We start from the raw sequence: 26557 nt of genomic DNA, 5'->3' as shown, positions 1-26557 counted from the left end.
AAAATGGCTCAGGCACAACGAGAGGCGAAAGTCTACGTCAACGGCAGTTTGGTCGGGACGCATCCCGACCCAGAGCAGCTCGCAGAACAGATCAGAGAGGCGCGCCGCCGCGGCGACGTCAGCGATATGGTGAACGTGTCGGTCAAAGAGCGGACCCGCGAGGTCATCGTCAACGCCGATTCGGGACGCGCACGGCGTCCGCTCATCGTCGTCGAGGACGGCGAACCGCTCCTCGGCGACGAGGAGATCGAGGCGGTCGAGTCCGGCGCCCTGGAGTTCGAGGACCTCGTCGAGCGCGGCTACGTCGAGTTCATCGACGCCGAGGAGGAAGAGGACATCTACGTCGCGGTCGACGAAGAGGAGGTGTCCGACGACCACACCCACCTCGAGATCGACCCGCAGCTCATCTTCGGGATCGGTGCGGGGATGATCCCCTACCCCGAGCACAACGCCTCGCCCCGGATTACGATGGGCGCGGGGATGATGAAGCAGTCTCTGGGGCTGCCAGCGGCGAACTACCGCATCCGCCCCGACACGCGCCAGCACCTCCTGCATTACCCGCAGCTCTCGATGGTCAAAACGCAGACCACCGAACAGATCGGCTTCGACGAGCGCCCCGCGGCGCAGAACTTCGTCGTCGCCGTGATGTCCTACGAGGGCTTCAACATCGAGGACGCACTGGTGATGAATCAGGGCTCGGTCGACCGGGCGATGGCCCGCTCGCACTTCTTCCGGACCTACGAGGGCGAGGAGCGCCGGTATCCCGGCGGCCAGGAGGACCGCTTCGAGATCCCGAGTCAGGACGTCCGCGGCGCCCGCGGCGAGGACGCGTACACCCACCTCGACGAGGACGGCCTCGTCAACCCCGAGACCCGGGTCGACGAGAACTCGGTGCTCCTCGGGAAGACGTCGCCGCCGCGGTTCCTCGAGGAACCCGACGATATGGGCGGGCTCTCCCCGCAGAAGCGGCGTGAGACCTCCGTGACGATGCGCTCCGGCGAGTCCGGGGTCGTCGACACGGTCACGCTGATGGAGGGCGAGGACGGTTCGAAGCTCGCGAAGGTGTCGGTCCGCGACCAGCGGGTCCCCGAACTCGGCGACAAGTTCGCGTCCCGGCACGGCCAGAAGGGCGTCGTCGGCCACCTCGCCCCCCAGGAGGACATGCCGTTCACCGAGGAGGGCGTCGTGCCCGACCTCGTGTTGAACCCGCACGCGCTGCCCTCGCGGATGACGGTCGGCCACGTCCTGGAGATGCTCGGCGGCAAGGTCGGCTCCCTCGAGGGCCGGCGCGTCGACGGCACCGCCTTCCAGGGCGAATCCGAGGACGAACTCCGGGGCGCCCTGGAGGACCACGGCTTCAAATCCTCCGGCAAGGAAGTGATGTACTCCGGCGTCACCGGCGAACAGATCGAAGCCGAGATCTTCGTCGGGACGATCTTCTATCACAAACTCTACCACATGGTGAGCAACAAGCTGCACGCCCGCTCCCGCGGGCCGGTGCAGGTGCTCACCCGCCAGCCCACCGAGGGGCGTGCCCGCGAGGGTGGCCTCCGCCTGGGCGAGATGGAGCGCGACACCGTCATCGGCCACGGCGCCGCGATGGTCCTGCAGGAGCGCCTGCTGGACTCTTCCGACAAGGAGACGGTATACATCTCCGCGGACACCGGGATGGTCGCCGTCGAGGACCGCGGCCAGCGCCGTATCTACGACCCCGTCACGGGCGATGAGGACGATATCCACGAGATCGAGATCAGCTACGCGTTCAAACTTCTCCTCGACGAGATGATCGCGCTGGGCATCCGACCACGCCTCGACCTCGAAGACGCAGTCTAACCACACACAATGTCAATGCAGACACCCAAAGAGATCGGAGCCATCCAGTTCGGGCTGATGGATCCCGAGACGTACCGAGACATGTCCGCGACGAAGGTCATCACCGCAGACACGTACGACGACGACGGCTATCCAATCGATATGGGGCTGATGGACCCCCGCCTGGGCGTTATCGACCCGGGCCTCGAGTGTCGGACCTGCGGGTCGCATTCGGGGTCGTGTAACGGCCACTTCGGTCACATCGAACTGGCCGCGCCCGTCATCCACGTCGGTTTCACCAAGCTCATCCGCCGGCTGCTCCGGTCGACCTGCCGGGACTGCGGGCGGCTCTCGCTGACCGCCGAAGAGCAAGACGAGTTCCGCGAGGGGCTCCAGCGCAACGAGGAACTCGGCGAGGACTGGACCGACGTGCTCAAAGCGGCGGTCCGCCAGGCGCGGAAGGCGAGCCGCTGTCCGCACTGCGGCGCCCAGCAGCACGACATCAAACACGAGAAGCCGACGACCTACTACGAGGTCCAGGACGTCCTCGCGGGCGACTACTCCGAGCGCATCGCTTCGGCGATGCAGCCCGACCCCGATTCGGACGACGACGGCATCTCGCCTGCGGGCCTGGCCGAGGAGGCCGGCCTCGACGTCAGCCGCGTCAACGAGATCCTCTCGGGCGAGTTCCGCCCGGTCGGCGAGGATCGCAAGAAACTGGAGAAGGCGCTCGACGTCGACCTGACCGAGGAGGACATGAACAAGCTCATGCCCTCGGACATCCGCGACTGGTTCGAGGACATCCCCGACGAGGACATCGAGACGCTCGGAATCGATCCCAGTCGGTCGCGCCCCGAGTGGATGATCCTCACCGTCCTGCCGGTCCCGCCGGTCACCGCGCGGCCGTCGATCACGCTCGACAACGGCCAGCGCTCCGAGGACGACCTCACGCACAAGCTCGTCGACATCATCCGCATCAACCAGCGGTTCATGGAGAACCGCGAGGCTGGCGCGCCGCAGCTCATCATCGAGGACCTCTGGGAACTGCTGCAGTACCACGTCACGACCTTCATCGACAACGAGATCAGCGGCACGCCCCCGGCGAGACACCGCTCCGGCCGGCCGCTGAAGACTCTCAGCCAGCGGCTGAAGGGCAAGGAAGGTCGCTTCCGCGGCTCTTTGTCCGGGAAGCGCGTGAACTTCTCGGCGCGGACCGTCATCTCGCCGGACCCGACGCTGTCGCTGAACGAGGTCGGCGTCCCCGAGCGGGTCGCCCGCGAGATGACCCAGACGATGAACGTCTCCGAGCGGAACCTCGGTCGGGCCAAGCAGTACGTCCAGAACGGCCCCGAGGGTCACCCCGGCGCGAACTACGTCAAGCGGCCCGACGGCCGCCGGCTGAAGGTCACCGAGAAGAACTGCGAGGAACTCGCCGAGAAGATCGACGCCGGGTGGGAGGTCAACCGCCACCTGATCGACGGCGACATCGTGATCTTCAACCGCCAGCCGTCGCTGCACCGGATGTCGATCATGGCACACGAGGTCGTCGTGATGCCGTACAAGACGTTCCGGCTCAACACGGTCGTCTGTCCGCCGTACAACGCCGACTTCGACGGCGACGAAATGAATATGCACGCGCTCCAGACCGAGGAGTCGCGGGCGGAAGCGCGCGTGCTGATGCGCGTCCAGGAGCAGATGCTCAGCCCGCGCTTCGGCGAGAACATCATCGGAGCGATCCAGGACCACATCTCCGGGACGTACCTCCTGACCAACGGCAACCCCGAGTTCACCGAGACGCAGGCGCTGGACCTGCTCCGGGCGACGAGCATCGACACGCTGCCGGAGCCCACGGGCGAGGCCGACGGCGAGCCCTACTGGACCGGCCGACAGCTCTTCAGCGAACTGCTGCCCGAGGATCTGAACCTCGAGTTCACCTCCTCGGCGGGCGACGAGGTGCAGATCGTCGACGGCCAGCTTATTTCGGGCACCATCGACGAGGACGCCGTCGGCGCCTTCGGCGGCGAGGTCGTCGACACGCTCGCGAAGACGCACTCGAAGACCCGCGCCCGCGTGTTCGTCAACGAGGTCGCCTCGCTGGCGATGCGGGCGATCATGCACTTCGGCTTCTCGATCGGGATCGACGACGAGTCGATCCCCGACGAGGCCACCTCACAGGTCGACGAGGCAATCGGCGGCGCCTACGACCGCGTCGACGAGCTCATCGACATCTACGAGAACGACGAACTCGAATCGCTGCCGGGCCGGACGGTCGACGAGACCCTCGAGATGAAGATCATGCAGCAGCTCGGAAAGGCCCGTGACTCGGCCGGCGAGATCGCCGAAGACCACTTCCGCGACGACAACCCGGCCGTAGTGATGGCCCGCTCCGGCGCGCGTGGGTCGATGCTGAACCTCACGCAGATGGCCGGCTGTGTCGGCCAGCAGGCCGTTCGTGGCGAGCGGATCAACCGCGGCTACGAGGGCCGGACGCTCAGCCACTACCAGAAGGACGACCTCTCGGCGGAGGCACACGGCTTCGTCGAGAACAGCTACCGCGGCGGGCTGACCCCGCGGGAGTTCTTCTTCCACGCGATGGGTGGCCGCGAAGGCCTGGTCGACACCGCAGTCCGGACGTCGAAGTCCGGCTACCTGCAGCGCCGGCTGATCAACGCCCTCTCGGAACTGGAGGCGCAGTACGACGGCACCGTCCGCGACACCTCGGGGACGGTCGTCCAGTTCGAGTTCGGCGAGGACGGCACCTCGCCCGTGAAGGTGTCCTCCTCGGAGGAGAACCCGATCGACGTCGAAGCGGTCACCGACCGGATCATCGAGGCGGAGTTCGACTCCGAAGCGGAGAAAGAGCGCTTCCTCGGTCGGGAGCAGCGGCCGACCAACATCTCCGAGTACGCCGGGCCGGGACTCGACAAGGCCCAGAGCCTGGGGGTGGAATCCGATGACTGACGAATACGAACACGTCGGCGACGACATCGCGGCGATCGTGCGGGACCACAACCTGCCCGAGAGCCTCCAGCACCGCATCTACGAGACGATCGAAGAGCGGGAGGGAGTCACCCTCGAACAGGCCGACGAGATCGCACAGGCGGTCTCCTCGCGCTACGAGGACAACCGCGTCGACGCCCACGACCCCGTCGGGACCGTCTCCGCGCAGTCGATCGGCGAACCTGGAACGCAGATGACGATGAACACGTTCCACTACGCGGGCGTCGCCGAGATCGACGTCACCCAGGGCCTGCCGCGACTCATCGAACTGGTCGACGCGCGGAAGACGCCCGACACGCCGATGATGACGGTCCACCTCGAAGACGAGTACGCCGAGAACCGCGAACGCGCCCACGAGGTCGTCTGGCAGATGGAGGCGACGAAGATCCTCGCGCTGGGGGACATCTCCACCAACGTGGCGGACATGGTCGTCCAGGTCGACCTCAACGAGGGGACGCTCGACGAGCGGTGGCCGACCGTCGACGACGTCGACACCGTCGCCCAGGAGATCGCCGAGACCATCGAGGACGCCCTCGGCGTCAGTACGCGGCGGTCGGGGACGCTCATCGAGTTCGGCCCCGACGAACCGAGCTACCGCCGGCTGCTGCAGCTCGTCGAGGAACTGCGCGAAATCGTCTTCAAGGGCCTCGAAGACATCTCCCGGGTCGTCATCCGGAAGGAAGACAACGAGGACACAGAGGGCGAGGAGTTCGTCCTCTACACCGAGGGGTCGGCCTTCGGCGACGTGCTCTCGATCGAGGGCGTCGACGCCTCCCGGACGACGAGTAACAACATCCACGAGGTCTACCGGAACCTCGGCGTCGAGGCCGCACGCGAGACCATCATCAACGAGACGATGGAGACGCTCGAAGAGCAGGGGCTCGACGACGTGAACATCCGGCACCTGATGCTGGTCGCAGACATCATGACGAACCGCGGCGAGATCGAATCGATCGGTCGCCACGGCATCTCGGGGTCGAAAGACTCCGTGCTCGCCCGCGCCGCCTTCGAGGTGACGGTCAACCACCTGCTCGATGCGGCGGTCCACGGCGAGGAGGACGACCTCGACGGCGTCATCGAGAACGTCATCGTCGGCAAGCCCGTCTCGATCGGGACGGGCGACGTCGACCTGCGGATGGGGTCGCTCGAGACCGACGGCGGGAATCCCTCCGCGACCGACGACTGACCGATGCGAGTCACGCTGTCGGACGCCGCACGCCAGTACATCGCCCGGTTCGAGGAGGAGACGGGCGCGCGGGCCCGCGACTGTCTCGTCTACGACGAGCGGATCGTCATCCTCGTCGCGGCGGGCGATATGGGTACCGCGATCGGGCCCGGCGGCGCACACGTTCAGGCCGTCGAGGAGGCCGTCGGCCGCGACGTCGAACTCGTCGAGGACGCCGACACGCCGACGGCGTTCGTCGAGAGCGCGCTCGCGCCCGCGGCGGTCCGGCACGTAACGCTCTCCGAACAGGGCGGCGAGACGGTCGCATACGTCGAGGTCCCCGACGGAGATCGCGGCGTCGCGATCGGGACCGACGGCGCCAACATCGAAACTGCGCGGACCCTCGCGAGTCGGCACCACGACATCGATGACATTCAGTTGACGTAGCCGCGTTCGACCGTCGCCGCCGGTGAGATCCGTCCATCCCACTCTCACAGTACACTTTTTGTCACTGTACCCGTCTGTCTACTCGTGCTCTCCGAACTGTTCGGGCTGGCTCTCGCGGGGACGACCCAGCTCGTTCCGCCTGGACTGTTCGAGGGGATCGTCACCGAGCAGTACGCCGACCTGGCTCGCGGCGTGCTCGGATTTGTCGTCGCTGCGGGGGTGGCGTATTCGGTAGGTCGCTTCGTCGTCATCCCGCTCATCGTCCGCGTCGTCGTCGCGCGGAACCGGAACAATCCGACGATCGCCACAGCGGCGCGGACGTACGCTCACGCCCTCATCGTCGCGATTGCGAGCCTCGTCGGCATCGCGGGTGCGGGCCTGTGGTCGCTCCTGACGAACGTCTCGATCGTCATCGCCGCGCTGACTCTCGTCGTCGGCGCGGCGAGTCAGCACGTTGTCGGCTCGCTCACGAGCGGACTGTTTCTGGTCGCCGACCCCGACTTCAACGTCGGCGACTGGATCGCCTGGCCGGGCGGCGAGGGCTTCGTCGAGGAGATCGACTTCCGCGTGACGAGAGTCCGAACGTTGAACAACGAGACGATCTCCGTGCCGAATACCGAACTGACGGCGAACACGCTCACGCGACCGTACGGGCGCGATCGATACCGCGTCGTCGAGTCCTTCGAGATCGGGTACGGCGACGACGTCGAACTGGCGCTTCGCGAACTGGTCGAGGTCGTTCGCAGTGACGACCGCGTGCTCGAGGAACCGGATCCGACCGCGACGCTCGCCGAGTTGGGTCCGGGCTCGATCCGGATTCGCGCGGTGTTCTGGGTCGACGACCCGATGGACGTGGACCTCGTGACGCTCAGATCCGATTTCCGACGTCGAGCGAAGTCCAGATTCGACGAGGTCGGCGTAACGATCGGACCGCCCTCGTCCCGCGAACTCAGCGGCTCGGTGTCCGTCGACGTCGAGAAGCGGAACCGACCCGACGATACGTGAGTACGGGTTCCCAAACGATCGACTCTCAGCGCCGTTCGGGGGCTCTCCTCCGCGGAGTGACCGTAACCAGCGACAGGAATTACGCCCTCAGAGTCGTCCTTAGGGGTCGCTAATCGGACCTGCAACCGTCTCGTCGGGTGCGAAAAGGGAGCCTTAAGTAGCTCCGCCGGGAATTCGAGTTCACTATGGCGAACGGCAAATACGCCGCGCGCAAACTCAAGCAGGACCGGCAGAAGCGCCGCTGGTCCGACTCGGAGTACGCGCGACGCGAACGCGGTCTCGGAGCGAAGTCCGATCCCCTGGAGGGGGCCCCGCAGGGACGCGGGATCGTCCTCGAGAAGGTCGGGATCGAAGCCAAACAGCCCAACTCGGCCATCCGAAAGTGCGTCCGGGTGCAGCTCATCAAGAACGGCAAGCAGGTCACCGCCTTCTGTCCCGGCGACGGCGCGATCTCCTTCATCGACGAGCACGACGAGGTCACCATCGCCGGCATCGGCGGCGCGAAGGGTCGCGCGATGGGCGACCTCTCGGGCGTGAACTACAAGGTCGAGAAGGTCAACGGCGTCTCGATGATCGAACTGGTCCGCGGCAACGCCGAGAAGCCGGTGCGCTAAGATGTCCGAAAGCGAATCCCCCGACCCCGACGCCCCGGCCGACAGCGAGGAGGCCGAGTCGAACGCACAGCTGTTCGATCTCTGGGAGGTCACCGACATCGAGTACTCCGATCCCTCGACGGAGCGGTACATCAACGTCACGCCCGTCGCCCACACGATGGGCCGGCACGCCGGAAAGCAGTTCCAGAAGTCCGAGATCAGCATCGTCGAGCGGCTCATCAACCGCCTGATGCAGACCGAGGAGAACACGGGCCACAAGCAGAAGACGATGAAGATCGTCAAGGACGCCTTCGAGTTGGTCCACGAGCGGACCGACGAGAACCCCGTGCAGGTGCTGGTCAGCGCGGTCGAGAACGCCGCGCCGCGCGAGGAGACGGTGCGCCTGAAATACGGCGGCATCTCCGTCCCGCAGGCCGTCGACGTCGCCCCCCAGCGCCGCGTCGACCAGGCGCTGAAGTTCATCGCCGATGGCACGCAGAACGCGTCGTACAAGAGCCCCCAGAGCGCCGCCGAGGCGCTCGCGCAGGTGCTCGTCGGCGCTGCCGACTACGACGTCCAGTCGTACGCCATCGCCCAGAAAGAGGAGTCCGAGCGCGTCGCCGAAGCGGCCCGGTAAGCCGTTCGCACCGCGTGGATTCCGGTTCTCTCTGTTTTCTCTCTTCGATGGGAGACTCCCCCGCAGCGACGCGTCGGTTTGCATCGGAAGTCGGTCGAGGGAGACCGATCAGTCGGCGGCGACGTTCGTGCTCGCGTCTCGGACGACGTATTCGCGGGTCGCGTCCACCAGCGCCTTCCGGTAGTCGCGCTCGGAGGGGTTCTCCCCGAGCGAGCGGAATCGGCGCTTGAACGCGTCCAGGTCGACCGTCGGCGCGTCGTCAGCGGCGGCGTGGGCAAGGTCGTAGAGGCGGTGGTCGGGGTCGACTACGTCGTGGCGCTCGACGAGGCCGAGCGCGAACGCCGCATTGACCGCCGTGATCTCCGGATCCGACCCGGCGGTGACGCGTCGTGAGTCGGGCCACGGCGTCGGTTCCGGCCGCGTCGCGACCGCGCGGGCGAGTTCGGATTCGAGGAACGCCACCAGTTTCGCCGGCGGCATCACCGAGAGCGTGATGTCGTCGGCGTAGATGTCCTTCATATGGTTCGCGATCTGATAGCAGTGGGCGACCTTCCGTCGCTCGACTGATTCGCCCGCGAGTGCGAGAAACAGCGCCTCCTCAGTCCGAAAGTGGTGGGAAGTGTGTCCCTCCTCGTTGCGCGCCATATGGGCGAGTTCGTGGACGACCAGCTCCCTCGCCATCGCGCTCGTGGCGGCCTGACGGGAGATATTCAGCACGTGGTGGTCGTCGTAGTGTGCCGCCCAGGTCCGTTCGTCGGGATCCGTCCGGACGTCGACGTGAACCGGCTTGTCGAGTTCGTACTCGGTCTCGAAGAGGTCCGCCGCGCCGAGAAAGGGATCGGCCGGAACGTCCCCACGTACTCGCAGATCCATGTGTGAAGTTCCCACGGGACCGGCGGACAAGACTCTTGCCCCCGCACGGAGCGGCAGAAAACGACTCGCCGTCCGGAGAGTCAAAAGCCGCGTTAGTGCTGCCCGGAGAGTCGGGAGACGTGACCGCAGCGAGCGACACAGGAGATTTCGGCACAGCGCGTGACAAAAAGAGGCATACGACGCGCGAAAACCGCCGTATCCGTCGATTTCCCCCACCGCAAAACACTACCCTTTTGACCCTCCTGCCGGTACGGGTTCGTATAATGGGCCGACGAAAGAAGATCGTACAAGAGTGTGAGCAACTGATGGAGGATCCGGAGCAGATCCGGAACATCGCCATCGCGGCTCACGTCGACCACGGGAAGACCACACTGACGGACAACCTCCTGGCCGGTGCCGGGATGATCGCCGACGAGGGCGAGGCGACCCGGCTGATGATGGACACCGAAGAGGACGAGCAGGAACGCGGGATCACCATCGACGCCGCGAACGTTTCGATGACCCACGAGTACGAGGGCAACAACCACCTCATCAACCTCATCGACACGCCCGGCCACGTCGACTTCGGTGGCGACGTGACGCGAGCGATGCGCGCCGTCGACGGGGCGCTCGTCGTCGTCGACGCCGTCGAGGGCGCGATGCCGCAGACCGAGACGGTCGTCCGGCAGGCGCTCCGCGAGGGCGTCAAGCCCGCGCTGTTCATCAACAAGGTCGACCGCCTCATCTCCGAGCTCCAGGAAGGACCACAGGAGATGCAGGAACGCCTGCAGAGCGTCATCGCCGACGTCAACGAGCTCATCCGCGGAATGACCGAAGAGCGCGACGACATCGACGACTGGACGGTCTCCGTCCAGGACGGCACCGTCGCCTTCGGTTCGGCGCTCTACAAGTGGGGTGTCTCCGCGCCGTCGATGGCTCGAACCGGGATCGGCTTCCCGGAGATCATCGAGATGGAGCGCAACGACCAGCGGCTGGAGCTCCACGAGCAGACGCCGCTTTCGGACGTCGTCCTCGACATGGTCGCCGAGCACTTCCCGGACCCGCTCGACGCTCAGCCTCGCCGGATCCCGCGCGTCTGGCGCGGCGACGACGAATCCGAGCTCGCACGGCAGATGCGCGAGGTCGACGACGACGGCGAGGTCGTCTTTATGGTGACCGACATCTCGATGGACCCCCACGCGGGCGAGATCGCCACCGGGCGGCTGTTCAGCGGTACGATCCAGCAGGGTCAGGAGCTGTACGTCTCCGGAACCGTCGGCAAAAACCGCGTGCAGTCGGTCGGGATCTTCATGGGCGGTGAACGCGAGGAGCTCGACCGCGGTGTCCCCGCCGGCAACATCGCGGCCGTCACCGGTCTCCGGGACGCCATCGCGGGCTCGACGGTCTCGTCGATCGAGATGACGCCGTTCGAGTCGATCGAGCACATCTCCGAGCCGGTCATCACGAAATCCGTCGAGGCGAAGAATATGGACGACCTGCCGAAGCTCATCGAGACGCTCCAGCAGGTCGCAAAAGAAGATCCGACCATCAGGGTGGAGATCAACGAGGACACGGGCGAGCACCTCATCAGCGGCCAAGGCGAGCTCCACCTCGAAGTCATCACCCAGCGCATCCAGAAGAACCAGGGCATTCCGGTCGAGACGGGCGAACCGATCGTCGTCTTCCGCGAGTCCCCGCAGTCGGAATCCCGCGAGGTCGAGGGCGTCTCGCCGAACCGCCACAACAAGTTCTACATCACGGTCGAGCCCCTCTCGGAGGACATCGTCGAGGCAATCCAGCTCGGCGAGGTTTCGATGGATATGCCCGAACTGGAGCGTCGCGAGGCGCTGCAGGAGGCCGGGATGGACAAAGACACCTCCCAGGAGGTCGAACACATCCACGGGACGAACATCCTCATCGACGACACGAAGGGGATTCAGCACCTCAACGAGACGATGGAACTCGTGATCGAGGGTCTCGACGAGGCCCTCGACGACGGGCCGCTGGCCAACGAGCCAGTTCAGGGCGCGCTGCTTCGCCTGCACGACGCGCGACTGCACGAGGATACCATCCACCGCGGTCCGGCGCAGGTCATCCCGGCCGTCCGCAACGCCGTCCACCGCGCGCTCATCGACGCCGACATCAAGCTGCTGGAGCCGATCCAGAACGTTCGGATCGACGTGCCCTCCGAACACATGGGCTCGGCGTCCGGCGAGATCCAGGGCCGGCGTGGCCGCGTCGACGATATGTTCCAGGAGGGCGACCTGATGGTCATCGAGGGCATCGCGCCCGTCGAGGAGATGATCGGGTTCTCCTCCGACATCCGCTCGGCGACCGAGGGCCGCGCCTCGTGGAACACCGAAAACGCCGGGTTCCGAGTGCTCGCCGATAATCTCCAGCGCGAGAAGATTATGGAGATCCGCGAGCGCAAGGGAATGAAGCTCGAACTCCCGAGTTCGGTCGATCAGTTCTGAATCGCCCGAACCGTAGATCGGACGGTTCCGTCGGCCTCGACTCGCCGTTCCTGCTGGACGCGTTCTCGATCCGTTTTGTGAGAACTGCCGCACTGTGTCGCCGTCGACAGCAGCAGCAGCCCCCACGATGTCGCCGTCGATAGCAGCCGCCCCGACGATATCGCCGTCGACAGCAGCCGCCCCGACGATGTCGCCGTCGATAGCAGCCGCCCCGACGATGTCGCCGTCGATAGCAGCCGCATCTATCCCCCGCGAGCCATCGATGAAGGCTTATATCGGTCCGGGGGTTGATCTTGGGGTATGTGTACTGAGGCGACCCCGCGGCTGGGCCCACCGGCCGCGAGCACGGTTCGTAACGTCGCCGCGTCCTCCGGGAATCGAGGCACGCGGTGCAAAAGCCGGATCCCCTCGGGAGTGAGTCGACCGTGAGCCCGGAGCTTGGGTCCGATGCCGAGTCGGAAGACGCCCCGGGCGACAACCGGAGCCGGCGGTCCCGATCGCCGGTGGGGGGCGCCAAGAGCGACATCGACGCCGACGGCGACCCTCAGCCGCACACCATCCGGCTGGAACTCGCCGACGAACCGGGGCAGCTTTTGGCCGCGCTCGAACCGATCTCGGAGAACGGCGGGAACCTGCTTTCGATCTTCCACGAGCGCGGGAACGTCACGCCGCGCGGCCGGATCCCGGTCGAGGTCGACGTCGAAGCCACGCCCGATCGCTTCGAGGCGATCGTCGCGGCGCTCCGAGAGGAGGGCGTCAACGTCGTGCAAGCGGGCGCGGAACACTACGCTGAAGAAGTCGTCGTGCTGCTCGTCGGCCACATCGTCGACAGTGACCTCTCCGATTCCCTCAAGCGGATCGAGGAGAGCCCCGTGACCTCGATCGCTGACTTCGCGCTGAACGCCCCGGAGGGTCGGGGCGACGTCTCCAGTGCCCGCCTGCGGATGGCGACGCGGGCCGGCGAGACCGAGGCGGCGCTGTCGATCGTCCACGAACTGGCCGAGGAGAAGGAACTCCACGTCATCGAGCCGCTTACCGGGGGTGCGGTATGACCGCCGGGAAGCGTCTCGCCGTCCTCGGAGCCGGCGCGGTCGGAAGCGCCGTCGTCGACCTCGCGGCGGAGTACGGCCACACGGTGGTCGCCTTCGCCGATTCCGCCTCCGCCGTCGTCGACGATGGCGAGCAGGGGATCGACGTCGCGGCCGCGTTAGACCGGAAAGCCGCCGAGGGTCGCGTCGGCGACGGCGACCCCGAAGCCGCGCTGGAGGCCGACTACGACGTCCTCGTGGAGGCGACGCCCACGACGCTCGACGACGCCGAGCCCGGTTTTTCGCACCTCCGGACCGCCTTAGAGCGCGACCGGCACGTCGTCCTCGCGAACAAGGGACCGGTGGCCGAGCGCTACGGCGACGTCCGGGACCTCGAACGCGAAAGCGACGGCGAAGTGCGCTTCGAGGCGACCGTCGGGGGCGCGATCCCGATCGTCTCGACGATCGAGGACATCTCCCCCGCACAGGTCACCGCCGTCCGGGGCATCCTCAACGGAACGGCGAACTTCATCCTCTCGCGGATGGCCGCCGAGGGAATCGACTACGAACACGTGCTCGCGGAGGCGCAGGACCTCGGGGTCGCCGAAGCTGATCCAACCTTCGACGTCGAGGGGACCGACGCTGCGCTGAAGTGTGTCATCCTCGCGAATATTCTCTCGGAGGGCGAGCGGGAGTTCACGCTCGCGGACGCGGACGTCGAGGGGATCACGAACGTCCCCGGTAGCGCACTCGAACTCGCCGCGGAGGACGGGCGCACAGTGCGACTTGTCGGGGAGGCCACGCGCGAGGGGATCCGCGTCGGGCCACGGCTCGTTCCGGAGAACGCCGCCCTCGCCGTCACGGGTACCCGGAACATCGCACAGCTGGAAACGACGAACGCGGGACAACTGAACCTCAGCGGACGGGGTGCGGGCGGGCAGGAGACCGCCTCGGCGGTGCTCGGCGACGTCGGGCGGCTCGAGTGAGTCGTTCCAGTCGGGCGTTACAGCGGTACGCGAACCCCGTCCGTTCACATCGTGGGAGACGGCCACAAACCGCGATACTGCGGCGTTTCGGCCGCCTACGTATCGAAATGGTTTTACGGCTATCTGGCATACCTCGTCGGTACAGAGCGCCTTAGCGCGTGACCTACACAATATGAGCGACAAACCGCACCAGAACCTGGCCATCATCGGCCACGTCGACCACGGAAAGAGTACGCTGGTCGGGCGACTCCTGTTCGAGACAGGGTCCGTCCCCGAGCACGTAATCGAACAGCACCGCGAAGAAGCCGAAGAGAAGGGCAAAGGCGGCTTCGAGTTCGCCTACGTGATGGACAACCTCGCCGAGGAGCGCGAACGCGGGGTCACCATCGACATCGCCCACCAGGAGTTCGACACCGACGAGTACTACTTCACCATCGTCGACTGTCCGGGCCACCGTGACTTCGTGAAGAATATGATCACGGGCGCCTCGCAGGCCGACAACGCGGTCCTCGTCGTCGCCGCCGACGACGGTGTCGCGCCCCAGACCCGCGAGCACGTCTTCCTCGCCCGGACCCTGGGCATCAACGAGCTCATCATCGGCGTCAACAAGATGGACCTCGTCGACTACAGCGAGACCACCTACAAGGAGGTCAAAGACGAGGTCAACAAGCTGCTCAAGCAGGTCCAGTTCAACTCCGACGACGCCGTCTACATCCCGATCTCCGCGTTCGAGGGCGACAACGTCTCCGAGTCCTCGGAGAACACGCCGTGGTACGACGGCCCGACGCTTTTGGAATCGCTGAACAACCTGCCGGAGCCGCAGCCGCCGACGGACGCGCCGCTGCGCCTGCCGATCCAGGACGTCTACACCATCTCCGGCATCGGGACGGTCCCGGTCGGCCGCGTCGAGACCGGGACGATCAGCCCGGGCGACAACGTCTCCTTCCAGCCGTCGGACGTCGGCGGCGAGGTCAAGACCGTCGAGATGCACCACGAGGAAGTGCCGAAGGCCGGCCCCGGCGACAACGTCGGGTTCAACGTCCGCGGCATCGGCAAGGACGACATCCGTCGCGGTGACGTCTGTGGTCCCGCCGACGACCCGCCGTCGGTCGCCGAGACGTTCACGGCGCAGGTCGTCGTGATGCAGCATCCCTCTGTCATCACCGCGGGCTACACGCCGGTCTTCCACGCCCACACGGCGCAGGTCGCCTGTACGATCGAATCGATCGATCAGAAGCTCGACCCCGCCTCGGGCGAGGTCGCCGAAGAGAACCCCGACTTCATCCAGTCCGGCGACGCAGCGGTCGTGACCGTGCGCCCGCAGAAGCCGCTCAGCATCGAGCCGTCCGGCGAGATCCCCGAGCTCGGGTCCTTCGCCATCCGCGACATGGGACAGACCATCGCGGCCGGCAAGGTCCTCGAGGTCAACGAGCGATAGATGCAGCAGGCACGTGTCCGTCTCGCCGGGACCAGCCCGGATGACCTCGACGACATCTGCGACGACGTTCGCGAGATCGCGAACAAGACGGGGGTCAACCTCAGCGGTCCGATCCCCCTGCCGACGAAGACGCTCGAGGTTCCCACGCGGAAGTCCCCCGACGGCGAGGGGACCGCCACGTGGGAGCACTGGGAGATGCGCGTCCACAAGCGTCTCATCGACATCGACGCCGACGAACGCGCACTCCGGCAGCTGATGCGGATCCAGGTGCCCAACGACGTCAGCATCGAGATCGTTCTCGAGGACTGACCTCCCGGCCACGGCGCTAAGGCGTCGACGTCACCGCCGTGACGTCGTTCGCGTCGGAGTATCCGCCTCGCAGCCGACGAAACAGAAGGTACAAAAGACGCGCGGTCTTCGATCGGAATGCGGGCTCGTAGATCAGTGGCAGATCGCTTCCTTCGCAAGGAAGAGGCCCCGGGTTCAAATCCCGGCGAGTCCACTACTGTACTGCCTTCTTACGAAGGCTTCGGTTCCTCGCCGCAGAGCGTCCCGCTCAGCATTCTTCACTGAGCCGCCGGTGTAATCAACCCTCGAAGTATGTTCAGTTCGCCAGTTTCTGGGTCGGTCCCCTTGCCGTACCCGAAGTAACGGCCGCTCTCGGGAGGTGGTCCACGTGAGCCTGGAGGCTCGCGAGCGGCCGATCTGTGAGTTCTGCGGCCTCCCGATCGAGGAAGAAGAGCAGGACTGTTCCGCGCTGGATGACGGGAGGTGTCGGGCCTACCTATGATGGACCTATCGAGGTCCTCCGAGGGTCAGTCGCGGTGTCTTCACTGCGGCTCCCACGTCTCCAGCGACTTCGCCCGGACCTTCGGTGACGAGGACGGCCGCGCTCACCGCTGTCTCGCGTGCGACTCCCGGGCCCGGATTCAGAAGGGATCCGCCGCCGGGCGATCCGTCCGCTACCCCGATCCAGACGATCAGAACGGGCGGAATCGCGGGCCACGAGTCCACGCTACTGACGGCGGGACTGTCGGAGGTGGAGGGCGTTGACGCAGTGCTACGACTGGGGGCGCCGGATCACTCGGCCCGATCAGGCTCGGAACTGTCTCACCGGAGATACCGAGCACGTCGTCGTTCTCTGTCTTGACTGCCGTCCGAACCGGCCGGCGAAGCGTCAGTACGCCCCGAAGAACGGCCTTCCTCCACGGTCGAAAGTCCGGATCCCCGGAGGTGAGCGGTCTTGAACGAGGTCTGTTTCGGCGCGTGTGACAACGACGCCGAGGTCGTCGTCCAGGGGAAGCACGTCTGTCGAGAGTGTGCCGCGCTCCTCGAGGCCGAACCGACGGAGGTAGCCAGCCGATGAACGGTCGGCGGACTCGAGATCGCGTGGAGTTTCCCAAGCTGAAAGACCGGCTCGGTGAGGATCCCGCTCGGTTTCTCGATTGTGATCTCATCGGCAACCCCCACGCCCAGCGGATGGTCCGCGATCGGATCGCCGGAATCGATTCCCTGGAGGTCCTCTCTGCGTGGCGGGCCGTCGAGAAGAAGCTCGCCGATCACCACGATCGCGAGCCTCGACAGGGAGTCCTCGACGCTCTCGACGAGCGCGGGATCTGGCTCGATGAACACGGCGATCGCGACGAGCGGGCTACCGAGATCGATCGAGACCCTCCGCTGGAGAGCTGTGCGGTGTTCCTCGATGAGGACGGTAACGAGCGAGAGACTCGAGGGACCTATCAGTCCTCTTCGCCCTTTGACCGCGATCTCGACGCCTACATCACCGACTCGGAGGATCCAGCTGTCGCGACCGATGGAGGTGAGCCGTGAGCCACCAGGCGCCCGCCTACCACGAGATCGACGCGTTTCTGTGGTTCACTGATAACGACCTCAGTCCTTACTGGGCAATCACCCAGCTGGGCATTCAACACCTCGACGGGTACGCCGAGATCCAGCGGGAGATCGGCGGCGAAGAGTGGCAGATCCGACTCACCTACAACTCGGATACGGGACTCGCCCCACGACCGTCGGATCCGATCGACGGGGAAAAGGTCTACGAGTGGAAGATCCACGTGGAGAACGTCCATACCGAGGCGAAAGCAGATTACGTAGTGTCGCCGCGGTGGGACGGGCTGAAGAAGCCGAATGGCGAAGAGGCTCAGATTCCATGGTGTGGCGGCGAAGGCTGTCAGATTCACCTCCAGGGGTCGAACCTCTCTTTCGACGGCTATCACTGGCTCCTCCAGCGCTCGCTCCAGGAACTCGCGGATCACGCCGGAACCGACATCTCCCGTCGTTACTTCAATCGGATCCGCGGCGATTCGAACATCAACACGCTCGAGCGGTACGTTCGACTGAAGCGTGAGTACGCGAAGAAGCTCACCCGGTCGACAGGCGTGTTCTACTCGATTATGCACCTTCTCGCCGATGAGAAGGGCTCACAGTGGGTTTACAAGGGCGACAACTCCGAGATCGTCGGGTACCGGCACGCGATGGATCTCGATCCGGTCTCCTCGTCGGACCTCGTGGCCGATCACCAGCTGGGGAAACGCCTCAAGAGCTACCACCCGAAACACGTCCGCTCGGAGGAGACCGAAGACGATCCCCTGTCGTCACCGAAGTTCGGTGTTGCCTTCCACAAGTCGCTGAACACGACGGACGGATTCACGGGCGAGTACAGCAGTAACGGCCACTCGATGAAGTGGCGCGATCGCGACGATCTCGTTCGCGAGCTTGACGAGACGCTGGTGAACGTCCTCCGGTGGGCCGGGATCCCGATCAAGGCCGATCCGACCGTGTTCGTCGAGGACGATCACTTCGAGATCGAGGAGTCCGAGCGGTCGATCGGCTACTGGGACGATCCGACGCCCGCCCTGGAGGCCGAGCAGGAGAACCTGATCACGACCGTCCTTCAGGATCTCTCCCCGAGCGCCCGGAACGTGATGAAGACGCTCGCGACCGACGGCGGCCAAGCTCGCTACGACGAACTCGCCGACGATACGGGTTACTCGGTGAGTCAGATCTACCGCGCCCTCGAGGAGATCGGCGACGTCGTCGTGAACGACAACGGCCTCGTCCGGTACTACTCAGAGAAGATTCGCCAGGAGATCACCGCGATCGTCGAGCGCGTCGAGGACTTCGTCGGTGACAGCGTCGAGCGGGTCGCGAAGCTCGCGAACATCGAAACGCGATCGGCCGCAGACTCGGCGATCCAGCGCTGGATGGACAAGTACGGCGCCGAGTTCGATCTCGACGGTGACCGAGGTAAGATTCGCTTCGATACGGTCTTATCGACACATAAACTGGATGCGGAACCCACGCTTAGGGATGTACTTCAAGAGGGGCTCGATGCGTGGTCTCGCGCCGGTCGCGACTTCATCGACTTCGTAGAGCTCCGATTCGAGGCCCGAGAGATTAGACATCGGAACCGCGATGACGGCCTGGTGAGGCGCGAAAATATCACCTGGTAGCGCGGTGACTGCTGAGTGGCAACACCGTCCTGACCCTCTTTTCTTTAAGTACCCGTCCACCTAACCCCGGTTTCACGTGGAGTCGCGTTTCCGCGAGAATCGTTTGTTTCAGGCCGATACGGAGTGAAACCGTCGCGGCCGTTCCCGGCAGGTGGGAAGATCCCCTTAGAGAGTGTCCCTAAAAGGGACAGAGACAGAAAATACCCCCTGCGGCTGCGCAAAAATTCGACCCTCCAGTTGAAACGCGCTTCGAGCGAGCCCGGTTTGACTGTATCTGCAACCCGCAGAAGCCTTATCAAACGGACGGTCTTACCGCCTCGCGAGAGCCGGGAGACGTCGCTCAGAAATCAAAGGCGACGCCGGGGATAGGGCCCCGACGCCCGGCTTTCAGGGAGACTGAAAGCCATGATATCTACGTCACCGACGACGGATAGAAGCATCGCTCGTAACCGCACGAAGCAACGGAGGACTCTATGAGCACCCAGCATAGCCAGGGCCACGGTCGTAATCCCATCCACGCAGCCGGCCGGTCGGCCGATCCGGTCCGGCACTCAAAAGCCGATGCCGTCGACGATCGCGAGTTCGAGCGGCTCCTCGAGGGCGCTCGCGAACTTGGCGAGTCCCAGTACTACTACGAGCCGGATCCGGTCTTTACCGTTTACGTGCTTGGCCGGCTGGGTCTCCGCCGCGGTGAGCTCTGTCACCTCCGCGAGGATTGGATCGACTGGCGCGAGCAGATGATCCGCATCCCGGAACACGACAGCTGTCGGATGGGCAAAGACGGCAGGCAGTGTGGTTACTGTCGACAGCTCGCGAAACAGCGCGTCGAGTACGCCGAGGACGATGCGGAGTTGGATACGGAGACCGCCCTCGAGTGGATGTGGGTACCGAAGACGAAGGCGGCTGCCCGAGAGATCTACTACGGATGGGATCCGCGCGCCGCGATGTACATCGAGCGTTACTTCGACTCGCCGGAGTATTCTCGCTACGAGGCCAGTGGTGCCGCAGTAAATCGTCGTGTGAAGAAGGCGGCCGAGTTAGGTGGGTTGAATCCGGAGTCGATCCACCCGCACGCCCTACGGGCCACGGCAGCGACGTTCCACGCGGCTCGTGGGTTGGCCCCGACGGCCTTGATGCAGATGTTCGGCTGGGCGAATCTTGACACGGCCGAGGTCTACATCGGGAGGAACTCGGGCAACACGGCTCGGCAACTCGACGCGATCCACCAGAACTGAGCCCGCAGATCGTTTTTTCGCGACCTTTATTTCACGCTGACGACGCGGAAAGAGGCGACAGAGCCTGCTTCTTTAGCGGTATCCAAGAGCCTCAAGCTGTTCTATCGATATATTTGAATCAGAGTAGACATCTGATTTAGACACCTCTGGAATGCGTTCCTGCGTGTCTTCTGCTGTAGTTTTCATCCAAGGGACTTTTCGCAGTTGCGGGTGAGGAATGCCAGCATGATGGCTATATAATCCCCATTCCCCAAATAGTTCTCCGTGGTCTGCTGTGATAACCACATTCTCGGCATCATAATTTGATAATAGTGTCTCAATATGATTTAGAACGAATCGCAGATTATCTAAATATGCATTAAAGGTGGTTCCCCTATCTCGATCTCCCGATTTAAGTGCTTCAAATGGCTCTTTCTCGTAATCCGTGAGTTCCTCATATTCCTCAGAGGATACAAAGTAAGGCGTGTGAGGTTGCATATAATGGACAATACACCGATCTGGGTTAGTATTTCGACCAACCCAAATAGTATGGTCCGTTACTTCCTCAGGATGGTGGGCATTTTCTTTATCGTTTTGTAATAGTATGTCCAGTAATTCAAAATCCTGTTGTCCAACCAGATTACTACGGATGAGTTGTCTTACCATCTTATTGTTTTCCGCGAATGTGTCGAGAAATTCCAACCAATCAAGCGTTGTATCTTCCTCTCTTTGGATGTGTTCTGCGAACGGATTAGCAGAAATCATAGCTGTTTTGTTTATCTCCTCTAAATTCTCGTTTGAAAAAGTCCGCTCGACCCATTCCTTTGACGTTGATCCTTGAGACCAGACTGAAGTTATGTTGTCGGGTAATATCCCAAATTCACTCGAAACTTCTCTAATTGCATCAACACGGCACGCATCTAATACAATTAGTAAGTCCCAGTCTTCCTCAAAAACTGCTTTGCCAACGGTACTGCGGGATAGTAGAATTTGGGAGCCAACAGTATAGAGTGCTCTTAGGTCCCTCGGTGAAATACGTTCAAACATAACGTTCTCTTGTCAACATATCCTGAAGAGGATTAAGACCTTCCGATGATTTAGACCGTCGCCCCGCCATCGGCTCGAACCCACTGATTGTTTGTCGCGTCCCAATGATACAGCGCACGAGCATTTGCTGCCGTCGTCCCATCTGAGAGCGCGGGTTCTCCCTCGTAAGATCCAGTCACAGATCCCAGATCCGTCGGTCCAAGTGGATCGAAGTGCTCCCAACGGAAATCGTTATCATTGTAAAAGTACCACGTTCCGTTTGGATTATCGTGAATGAGCTTGCCTGCGGCTCGTGCTCCATTGCCGTTCCATCCGCCTGTGGAACGCGGGTCGCCCGAGTTTTCGCCGTAGCCGTTGACGGTAGTTCTCGTTCCTAAGCTCCAGCCGAGACTCGATGGGAGGTACCCATAAAAATCGAAGTCTTTCGCGTTTCCAAGTTCAAGGACTGCTCCTGACTCGAACGACCGTGCATTGACGTGAGCGGTACCACTTCCCGCATCGAATCGTAGATTCCCCATCGCGTCAGTCCCCGAATCATAGGGCTTAATGGTGATATTGGACATTTGGAGGTCGGTGACCCGTCCGTTATAGACGAATGGCTTCCCCATCGAATCGCGGAATTTGAACTTAATATTGTCTAACTGAACACCGTTGCATTGGTCGAAATAGATGAAGTGAGGGATCGAGTTCGAAAGTTCGTCGTGGATGATGCAGTCACTCATTTGAAAATCATTCACGCCAGACCCGATTCTAACACAGCCCTCGTTTGTTCCCATCCCGCCGCCTTTGATTTCGCACTGCCAGACCTGTGTGCGGTTCGATTCAACGAGATCGAGCGCATATGTCCCCGCATAGTCCACGTTGACGTTCGGGCCGATATGAGCCTCATTCCCTGGACTTGTCTGTGCGATTGCTGGACCACTCCCTTTGTGATTGACCCATAGGTTTCTGAGGATTGCGTCGTCACAGTCTGATATTTCAACTACGGGATCGCTGCCAGACGACGCTTGAAGTTTCGTCGAAATCCCGACACCCTCAACGATAATCCGCTTGTTTATGGTAATGCTCTCAAACCAGGTTGCGTCTTGGCCGTCGCCGCCTTTCGATCCGATAATCACCTTCCCCGCATCTTTTTTTATACCACCCCCTGCGGGAATGGCGTCGATTGCATCTTGGATCGACGTAAACGCCTCTTCGGTCCAGTCTCCAGAGTCGGGGTCGCGGTAAACTGCAAGAGCGAGTCCAGTGAGTGATTGTTTGCCTGTAGTGAGCGATCCGGCGTTCTTGATATCGGCCCCGTCGAGATCCATATTCGCCGGGATCCACTGATCGCCCGCATCGTTGACTTTCGTCAGCCGATAGCCACTGTCAGTGATCACCAGAAACTCCTGGCCGGGTTCGTAGGCGCTGGCCTTCGGACGATCGTCGACAGTCCCTTTCGGAATGCTGAGTGACGTCGTGCTCATTCTTCGATGACCTCCACGTGACCGGTTTGGCGAGCGATTCCCAACACCGGATATCGGTCAACGTTCGATTCGACTTCCGTGATCGTATCTGCGATTATTGCTTCCATATCGATGATCTCTAACGGTATTCGTTCGACTCCCGATGCATCATCTTCGACGAGATACCACCCATCTCCGCCCGTGACAAGCAGGATCGCCGTCGATTGCGTTACCTCCTCGAGCGCCGCGCTGTAGGAGGTTCCGAGAATCCACTGGACTTCCCCAGCTGAGACAGATCTGGCCGTCCCACCGGCCCCTCCCCCGCCAAGAATCACCTCCTGACCCCGATGACCCGCAGTTGCTGTTCCCGCAGCAAACGATACGATGATGCTGAGGAGCAGCTCTCGACGACCGAGTGTATTATCTCTCTTTTCCTCACCTATCTCGAATTCCATCATACTGGGATCACCTCTGTAAGGCGCGAGAGCGCCATATTCGTCAACTGCGGCCCAATTAATCGGCCCGCGACGAACGCGAGTCCGACACCGATCAAAAACTGAGCTATTCTCGTTTGATCGAATTTCGATGCCCCGACTCCTCCGACGATCGCAACAACGGCCACGGTCCGCAGTGGATCCGAGACGATCAGCTGACGAACGGTCGTGACCACTGGTTCAATCATTGTCCACCTCCTCGAGGACACGCTCCTCGGGCGTCGTTTGGCGAAGTTTCCGATACTCCGAGATCCAGTCCAACACCACGTAGCTTCCGTACGTGATCGACAGCACGAACAGGCTGTTCGCGACCGTCGGCACGACAGCGTACACGACCTGTCCGATCGGTGTCGCCTGAAACAGGTACGTCATCCCAACGTTTGGCGACGACACCAGTGCAACCACCACGAGCACGAGCGTCCCGACGAACGCATAACCGAGGTCGGCCGCTCGCGCGAGGATTTCCCCGTCCGGCTCGAAGAGCACCCCGATGAGCAACGTCCAGCACGCGGCGAACCACCCGATGTTGTTGTTCGTCCAGCCGAGTGCCAGGACGCCGACCAGATCCAGATAGTTCACGATTGACAGCAGCGCGAGACCGCCGAGGAACACGGCCCGTCGAGTCTCCGGCGTCCCCGCTGTCAGCAACTTTCCGAGATCGACGTCTACAAAGCGGCTCACGTGAACCACCTCGCGACTCGATCGGCGATCCCAGAGCGCCGGATCTGTTCGATTCCGGACTGCAGCAACTCCTGACCGCGCTGGATGTCCAGCGTCGCGACGCCCAGCACGAGCAACACCGTTAACACGATCGCGACGACCTTCAGGTCGTGCGTGACCGTCGATCCCGCGTAGACGACTTTTCTCCCTGCCGCCGACGCCTTGTGAGCGTACAGTGCGATCGAGATCAGCAACACGAGCGCGACCGTGCTCACTCCTTTGATTCCGAGGGCAGTGATCGCCTGCCGCGCGAAATTTCGGAACATCTTACTCGTTCCTCCCGACGTTGAAGTCGACCGATGTCTCCGGCGTTGCAGCTTCCTTCTCACGAGCCTGCAACCAGGAGTAGACCGAGTACCCGACGATCCCGATCGCGGCCAGCCCTGCCAGCGGGACGACGTCCTGGAGGCCCGTGCCGATCGCCGTCGAGATTGTGCCCGGTCGGAGCACCTCGATAGACAGCAGCCCCGTGCCGATGCTGACGGATCCGACGAGGATCCAGCGGCGACGCCCGGTCAGTTCCGAGCGGCCGGTCGCCGCCACGAGGAGTACCGCGAGCGCGGCCCATGCGACGACGACGCCGATCTCTTGGAGTGTCGTTCCGGGGTCGGGTCGCGGCCACGAGCCCACACCGATTGACGTGTCGCCGTCGTCGCTGCCGCCGGAGTCGCTGCCGGCGAGCTGGAGCCGAAGCACTTCCTCGCTGTCGTCGATCGAGAACACTGCGACGCCGTTCTCGGCAGTATCTTTCGAGATCGGACGGTCACGGCTGACGCTGTAGGCTTCGTAGCTCTTGCCGTTCGTCACCGCGTAGTATCGGAGTTTCACATCGTCTCCGACAGCAGCCGGTCCGCCGCTGACCTTGATCGTCGGTCCATCCGAGTCCTGGACACGAACACGAGCGTCTCCGGACTGCGGGACGACCTCCACCGGAGCAGTCGTGATCCTCGCGGTATCGCCAGAGTCGGCGTTCGGCAGGTAGATCTGCTGGGTGCCATCGCTCGCGATCACGCTGGAGTCCTCGACGGTATTCCAGCTCTCCTGGTAGGCGTAGTGGAGTCGCTCGCCGCTTCCGACGACGATGTTGAAGTCGCTCGATCGACTCTCGATCTTGATCTTACTGTCGATCTTGGCGGCGTCGGGATCGGTCGGCTCTGGCACCGAGATCCTCCCGTTGTTCACATCGACCATCCGGCCCTCCGTGCGAACCTGAATCTTCGTGCCCGCGTCGACATCGCCGTCGGTATCGCTGTCTTTCAGATCAACGACGAGCGTGTTGTTCTCCCACGAGTAGCGATCGTCCGGGACGCTGCTCCACGAGCCGCCATCGATCGACCACTCCAGTTGTGCGAGGCGGTAGATCGTCGACGAGAACGGGACTCGAAGCGTGACGTCCGTCTGTGTGGCAGAGAACGTGTGTGTTACGTTGTACTGCTCGGCGAGTCCGTTGCTGAAGTACTCGGTGGAGATCGACGTGCTCGCCTCGTGGGAGTATTCGAGATCGACGCTCGGATCGGGAGCATCAGCGCTCAGGGTCCCGTCGCCAACCGAGACGTTCAGCCGATTCGTTCCCTTCTGGAGCGTGCCGTTGTCGAACGTCAGTGACGTCGTCTCACCGTCCGCGAGAGTCCCGCTGTAGCTCTTCTTCGCGCCGTTAAGTTCGACGGCGGGATCAACGCTTTTCGTCCGTTCAGACACGTTTAGCGTCCACTTTGCGAGTCCCTTATCTGAAGAAATATTAACGTTTTGAGACCCCGACTGGAGATCTACTTCTGTTTCGGTTGACTCTCCATCACTTAAGCTGGTCTCAATGAACTTTTTGCCGTCGACTTCCCCGGTTATAGTCCCAACCGGACCGGACCTAATATCGAAGTAGACCCTTGCTGGACTCCCTTCATTTCGGATTTGGAGAGTCTTACCGTCCCTCGATCGGTTTATTGTCTCGTTGATTGTGTACGTGTCTCCACTATTAACGTACAAATCGGCCAATGTTGTCCAATTTTCAGATTCTCCGATTCGGTACAATATATCCTGAGATCCGTCTGTAGGTCCAGTTTCGACGACATAAAGGTCTATACTTTGGACAAATCGGGATTTAAACGATACGTTGCGCGTTTGCGTGCCGCTAAGATTGAACTCGACAAGTTCTCTATCGCCGGTAATTGATACCTCCGGATTTGTGGAATCCACTCCTGTCGGCTCTGTATTCCCTGCTATATCCACAGTCTCCGATCCCGACCCCGATATTGACCTATTTGCCCTGTTAGATACACCAGTCAAATTTACCACTGGATCCGAGAGGCTGTCAGTTCCGGAGAGATCGTAAGAGAACGACGAGCCATCGGTCGCGGGCGTCGCCGTGATCTCGACGGTCCCGGAGAACGTCACCGAGTTACTCGAGAACTTCGGGATCTCGAAGTACAGCAGTCCGTTCTCCGCGCGGACCTGGCTCGTCCACTTTGAACCGTCCTCGTGTACGCCGTGGACGACGTTCGGGATGTGGCCGACCGCCTGCCGGATCGCGTCCGCAGGCACGGCGACCGTCCGGCCTTCGTGCTCGCTGTCGTCTTTGAACACGAGCGCGACGTCGCCGCTGCCGACCTGCGATCCGTTCACGTAGTCCGATGCTCGCTCCGGTGTCGTGATCACGACCTGAAGGCTGTCGGCGTGATCGCTCGCCATCACCGAGCCGTGGAGATCCGACGGCGCGAGGTCGACGCTCGAGCCCGC

General features: G+C 62.9%; 26 protein-coding genes and 1 tRNA gene. 19 read left to right on the top strand and 8 right to left on the bottom strand.

The window, feature by feature from the left end; all coding sequences use genetic code 11:
- Positions 1 to 3: 3 nt before the first annotated feature.
- From rpoB to RJT48_RS02600, 7 genes are all read left to right on the top strand, one after another.
- The gene (rpoB, locus tag RJT48_RS02630; protein WP_311170670.1) at positions 4 to 1833 is read left to right on the top strand and encodes a DNA-directed RNA polymerase subunit B; all 1830 of its coding nucleotides are present in this window, start codon (positions 4 to 6) and stop codon (positions 1831 to 1833) included.
- A 15-nt stretch (positions 1834 to 1848) separates the two neighbouring features.
- Positions 1849 to 4773, top strand: a complete 2925-nt coding sequence (locus tag RJT48_RS02625) for a DNA-directed RNA polymerase subunit A' (RefSeq protein WP_311170849.1) — start codon at positions 1849 to 1851, stop codon at positions 4771 to 4773.
- Entirely contained in the window at positions 4766 to 5998 is a 1233-nt protein-coding gene (gene rpoA2 / locus RJT48_RS02620; RefSeq protein WP_311170669.1) for a DNA-directed RNA polymerase subunit A'', read from the top strand. The genes RJT48_RS02625 and rpoA2 overlap by 8 nt, the downstream gene beginning before the upstream one ends.
- Before the next feature lie 3 nt (positions 5999 to 6001).
- A complete protein-coding gene (locus RJT48_RS02615) occupies positions 6002 to 6424 on the top strand; it encodes a NusA-like transcription termination signal-binding factor (RefSeq protein ID WP_311170668.1) in 423 nt (140 codons plus the stop codon).
- 144 nt (positions 6425 to 6568) lie between these two features.
- Positions 6569 to 7429, top strand: coding sequence for a mechanosensitive ion channel family protein (locus RJT48_RS02610; RefSeq protein ID WP_311170848.1), 861 nt, complete (start codon positions 6569 to 6571; stop codon positions 7427 to 7429).
- Positions 7430 to 7614: 185 nt separating this feature from the next.
- Positions 7615 to 8043 carry a 30S ribosomal protein S12 gene (locus RJT48_RS02605; RefSeq protein WP_089768796.1) on the top strand — a complete coding sequence of 143 codons (429 nt, stop codon included), beginning with the start codon at positions 7615 to 7617 and terminating at the stop codon, positions 8041 to 8043.
- Position 8044: 1 nt separating this feature from the next.
- Entirely contained in the window at positions 8045 to 8659 is a 615-nt protein-coding gene (locus RJT48_RS02600; RefSeq protein WP_311170667.1) for a 30S ribosomal protein S7, read from the top strand.
- A 108-nt stretch (positions 8660 to 8767) separates the two neighbouring features.
- Here the strand turns inward: RJT48_RS02600 and RJT48_RS02595 are convergent, their stop codons facing one another.
- The gene (locus tag RJT48_RS02595) at positions 8768 to 9532 is read right to left on the bottom strand and encodes a DUF5781 family protein (RefSeq protein WP_311170666.1); all 765 of its coding nucleotides are present in this window, start codon (positions 9530 to 9532) and stop codon (positions 8768 to 8770) included.
- A gap of 263 nt (positions 9533 to 9795) precedes the next feature.
- Between RJT48_RS02595 and RJT48_RS02590 the strand changes: the two genes are divergently transcribed.
- The gene (locus tag RJT48_RS02590; RefSeq protein WP_311170665.1) at positions 9796 to 11985 is read left to right on the top strand and encodes an elongation factor EF-2; all 2190 of its coding nucleotides are present in this window, start codon (positions 9796 to 9798) and stop codon (positions 11983 to 11985) included.
- On the opposite strand, the gene RJT48_RS02585 is transcribed toward RJT48_RS02590, so the two are convergent.
- The gene (locus RJT48_RS02585) at positions 11976 to 12227 is read right to left on the bottom strand and encodes a hypothetical protein (RefSeq protein ID WP_311170664.1); all 252 of its coding nucleotides are present in this window, start codon (positions 12225 to 12227) and stop codon (positions 11976 to 11978) included. The two genes, RJT48_RS02590 and RJT48_RS02585, sit on opposite strands and share 10 nt — an antisense overlap.
- A 183-nt stretch (positions 12228 to 12410) precedes the next feature.
- Between RJT48_RS02585 and RJT48_RS02580 the strand changes: the two genes are divergently transcribed.
- The 10 genes from RJT48_RS02580 to RJT48_RS02540 all read left to right on the top strand — a co-directional run bounded on the left by RJT48_RS02580 (position 12411) and on the right by RJT48_RS02540 (position 20142).
- Complete coding sequence (locus RJT48_RS02580; protein WP_425604692.1) at positions 12411 to 13037, top strand: amino acid-binding protein; 627 nt, start codon at positions 12411 to 12413, stop codon at positions 13035 to 13037.
- The gene (locus RJT48_RS02575) at positions 13034 to 13999 is read left to right on the top strand and encodes a homoserine dehydrogenase (RefSeq protein ID WP_311170663.1); all 966 of its coding nucleotides are present in this window, start codon (positions 13034 to 13036) and stop codon (positions 13997 to 13999) included. Before RJT48_RS02580 ends, RJT48_RS02575 begins: the two co-directional genes overlap by 4 nt.
- A 172-nt stretch (positions 14000 to 14171) precedes the next feature.
- Entirely contained in the window at positions 14172 to 15437 is a 1266-nt protein-coding gene (gene tuf, locus RJT48_RS02570) for a translation elongation factor EF-1 subunit alpha (RefSeq protein WP_311170662.1), read from the top strand.
- Positions 15438 to 15746: a 30S ribosomal protein S10 gene (rpsJ, locus tag RJT48_RS02565; protein WP_092538099.1), complete on the top strand. Its 309-nt coding sequence runs from the start codon at positions 15438 to 15440 to the stop codon at positions 15744 to 15746.
- 121 nt (positions 15747 to 15867) lie between these two features.
- Positions 15868 to 15939, top strand: a tRNA-Ala gene (locus RJT48_RS02560).
- Between the two features lie 284 nt (positions 15940 to 16223).
- Positions 16224 to 16490 (top strand): DUF7563 family protein, encoded by a 267-nt coding sequence (locus RJT48_RS20730; protein ID WP_425604691.1) that lies wholly within the window; start codon positions 16224 to 16226, stop codon positions 16488 to 16490.
- Positions 16491 to 16680: 190 nt separating this feature from the next.
- The gene (locus RJT48_RS02555; protein WP_311170661.1) at positions 16681 to 16803 is read left to right on the top strand and encodes a hypothetical protein; all 123 of its coding nucleotides are present in this window, start codon (positions 16681 to 16683) and stop codon (positions 16801 to 16803) included.
- Positions 16800 to 17267 carry a hypothetical protein gene (locus RJT48_RS02550; RefSeq protein WP_311170660.1) on the top strand — a complete coding sequence of 156 codons (468 nt, stop codon included), beginning with the start codon at positions 16800 to 16802 and terminating at the stop codon, positions 17265 to 17267. The genes RJT48_RS02555 and RJT48_RS02550 overlap by 4 nt, the downstream gene beginning before the upstream one ends.
- A complete protein-coding gene (locus RJT48_RS02545) occupies positions 17264 to 18907 on the top strand; it encodes a DUF7845 domain-containing protein (protein WP_311170659.1) in 1644 nt (547 codons plus the stop codon). The genes RJT48_RS02550 and RJT48_RS02545 overlap by 4 nt, the downstream gene beginning before the upstream one ends.
- 473 nt (positions 18908 to 19380) lie before the next feature.
- Complete coding sequence (locus RJT48_RS02540) at positions 19381 to 20142, top strand: site-specific integrase (RefSeq protein WP_311170658.1); 762 nt, start codon at positions 19381 to 19383, stop codon at positions 20140 to 20142.
- A 72-nt stretch (positions 20143 to 20214) separates the two neighbouring features.
- Here RJT48_RS02540 and RJT48_RS02535 read toward each other — a convergent pair whose 3' ends face one another.
- The 6 genes from RJT48_RS02535 to RJT48_RS02510 form a co-directional block, all read right to left on the bottom strand.
- Positions 20215 to 21168: an alkaline phosphatase family protein gene (locus tag RJT48_RS02535; RefSeq protein ID WP_311170657.1), complete on the bottom strand. Its 954-nt coding sequence runs from the start codon at positions 21166 to 21168 to the stop codon at positions 20215 to 20217.
- A 50-nt stretch (positions 21169 to 21218) separates the two neighbouring features.
- Complete coding sequence (locus RJT48_RS02530) at positions 21219 to 22634, bottom strand: hypothetical protein (protein ID WP_311170656.1); 1416 nt, start codon at positions 22632 to 22634, stop codon at positions 21219 to 21221.
- Positions 22631 to 23071, bottom strand: coding sequence for a hypothetical protein (locus RJT48_RS02525; protein WP_311170655.1), 441 nt, complete (start codon positions 23069 to 23071; stop codon positions 22631 to 22633). Before RJT48_RS02525 ends, RJT48_RS02530 begins: the two co-directional genes overlap by 4 nt.
- A gap of 216 nt (positions 23072 to 23287) precedes the next feature.
- Positions 23288 to 23788 carry a hypothetical protein gene (locus RJT48_RS02520; protein WP_311170654.1) on the bottom strand — a complete coding sequence of 167 codons (501 nt, stop codon included), beginning with the start codon at positions 23786 to 23788 and terminating at the stop codon, positions 23288 to 23290.
- Complete coding sequence (locus RJT48_RS02515) at positions 23785 to 24093, bottom strand: hypothetical protein (protein ID WP_311170653.1); 309 nt, start codon at positions 24091 to 24093, stop codon at positions 23785 to 23787. The genes RJT48_RS02520 and RJT48_RS02515 overlap by 4 nt, the downstream gene beginning before the upstream one ends.
- A 1-nt stretch (position 24094) precedes the next feature.
- Positions 24095 to 25525, bottom strand: a complete 1431-nt coding sequence (locus RJT48_RS02510) for a hypothetical protein (protein WP_311170652.1) — start codon at positions 25523 to 25525, stop codon at positions 24095 to 24097.
- A 661-nt stretch (positions 25526 to 26186) separates the two neighbouring features.
- Between RJT48_RS02510 and RJT48_RS02505 the strand changes: the two genes are divergently transcribed.
- A complete protein-coding gene (locus RJT48_RS02505) occupies positions 26187 to 26447 on the top strand; it encodes a hypothetical protein (protein ID WP_311170651.1) in 261 nt (86 codons plus the stop codon).
- Positions 26448 to 26557: the final 110 nt, after the last annotated feature.

It is taken from the genome of Halobellus ordinarius, from assembly GCF_031823395.1.
GTDB classification, from domain to species: Archaea; Halobacteriota; Halobacteria; order Halobacteriales; family Haloferacaceae; genus Haloquadratum; species Haloquadratum ordinarius.
The sequence above is the reverse complement of the archived record's forward strand: the minus strand, read 5'-3'. Positions and strand labels throughout refer to the sequence as shown.

Bases quoted from the DNA above. Each gene is read 5' to 3' on its own strand.
- RJT48_RS02600 (WP_311170667.1), top strand. From the start codon at position 8,045: ATGTCCGAAAGCGAATCCCCCGACCCCGACGCCCCGGCCGACAGCGAG.
- RJT48_RS02615 (WP_311170668.1), top strand. From the start codon at position 6,002: ATGCGAGTCACGCTGTCGGACGCCGCACGCCAGTACATCGCCCGGTTC.
- RJT48_RS20730 (WP_425604691.1), top strand. From the start codon at position 16,224: ATGATGGACCTATCGAGGTCCTCCGAGGGTCAGTCGCGGTGTCTTCAC.
- rpsJ (WP_092538099.1), top strand. From the start codon at position 15,438: ATGCAGCAGGCACGTGTCCGTCTCGCCGGGACCAGCCCGGATGACCTC.
- RJT48_RS02575 (WP_311170663.1), top strand. From the start codon at position 13,034: ATGACCGCCGGGAAGCGTCTCGCCGTCCTCGGAGCCGGCGCGGTCGGA.
- RJT48_RS02535 (WP_311170657.1), bottom strand. From the start codon at position 21,168: ATGTTTGAACGTATTTCACCGAGGGACCTAAGAGCACTCTATACTGTT.
- RJT48_RS02605 (WP_089768796.1), top strand. From the start codon at position 7,615: ATGGCGAACGGCAAATACGCCGCGCGCAAACTCAAGCAGGACCGGCAG.
- rpoB (WP_311170670.1), top strand. From the start codon at position 4: ATGGCTCAGGCACAACGAGAGGCGAAAGTCTACGTCAACGGCAGTTTG.
- RJT48_RS02515 (WP_311170653.1), bottom strand. From the start codon at position 24,093: ATGTTCCGAAATTTCGCGCGGCAGGCGATCACTGCCCTCGGAATCAAA.
- RJT48_RS02540 (WP_311170658.1), top strand. From the start codon at position 19,381: ATGAGCACCCAGCATAGCCAGGGCCACGGTCGTAATCCCATCCACGCA.
- RJT48_RS02530 (WP_311170656.1), bottom strand. From the start codon at position 22,634: ATGAGCACGACGTCACTCAGCATTCCGAAAGGGACTGTCGACGATCGT.
- RJT48_RS02625 (WP_311170849.1), top strand. From the start codon at position 1,849: ATGCAGACACCCAAAGAGATCGGAGCCATCCAGTTCGGGCTGATGGAT.
- RJT48_RS02525 (WP_311170655.1), bottom strand. From the start codon at position 23,071: ATGATGGAATTCGAGATAGGTGAGGAAAAGAGAGATAATACACTCGGT.
- RJT48_RS02590 (WP_311170665.1), top strand. From the start codon at position 9,796: ATGGGCCGACGAAAGAAGATCGTACAAGAGTGTGAGCAACTGATGGAG.
- tuf (WP_311170662.1), top strand. From the start codon at position 14,172: ATGAGCGACAAACCGCACCAGAACCTGGCCATCATCGGCCACGTCGAC.
- RJT48_RS02550 (WP_311170660.1), top strand. From the start codon at position 16,800: ATGAACGGTCGGCGGACTCGAGATCGCGTGGAGTTTCCCAAGCTGAAA.
- rpoA2 (WP_311170669.1), top strand. From the start codon at position 4,766: ATGACTGACGAATACGAACACGTCGGCGACGACATCGCGGCGATCGTG.
- RJT48_RS02585 (WP_311170664.1), bottom strand. From the start codon at position 12,227: ATGCGGCTGCTATCGACGGCGACATCGTCGGGGCGGCTGCTATCGACG.
- RJT48_RS02595 (WP_311170666.1), bottom strand. From the start codon at position 9,532: ATGGATCTGCGAGTACGTGGGGACGTTCCGGCCGATCCCTTTCTCGGC.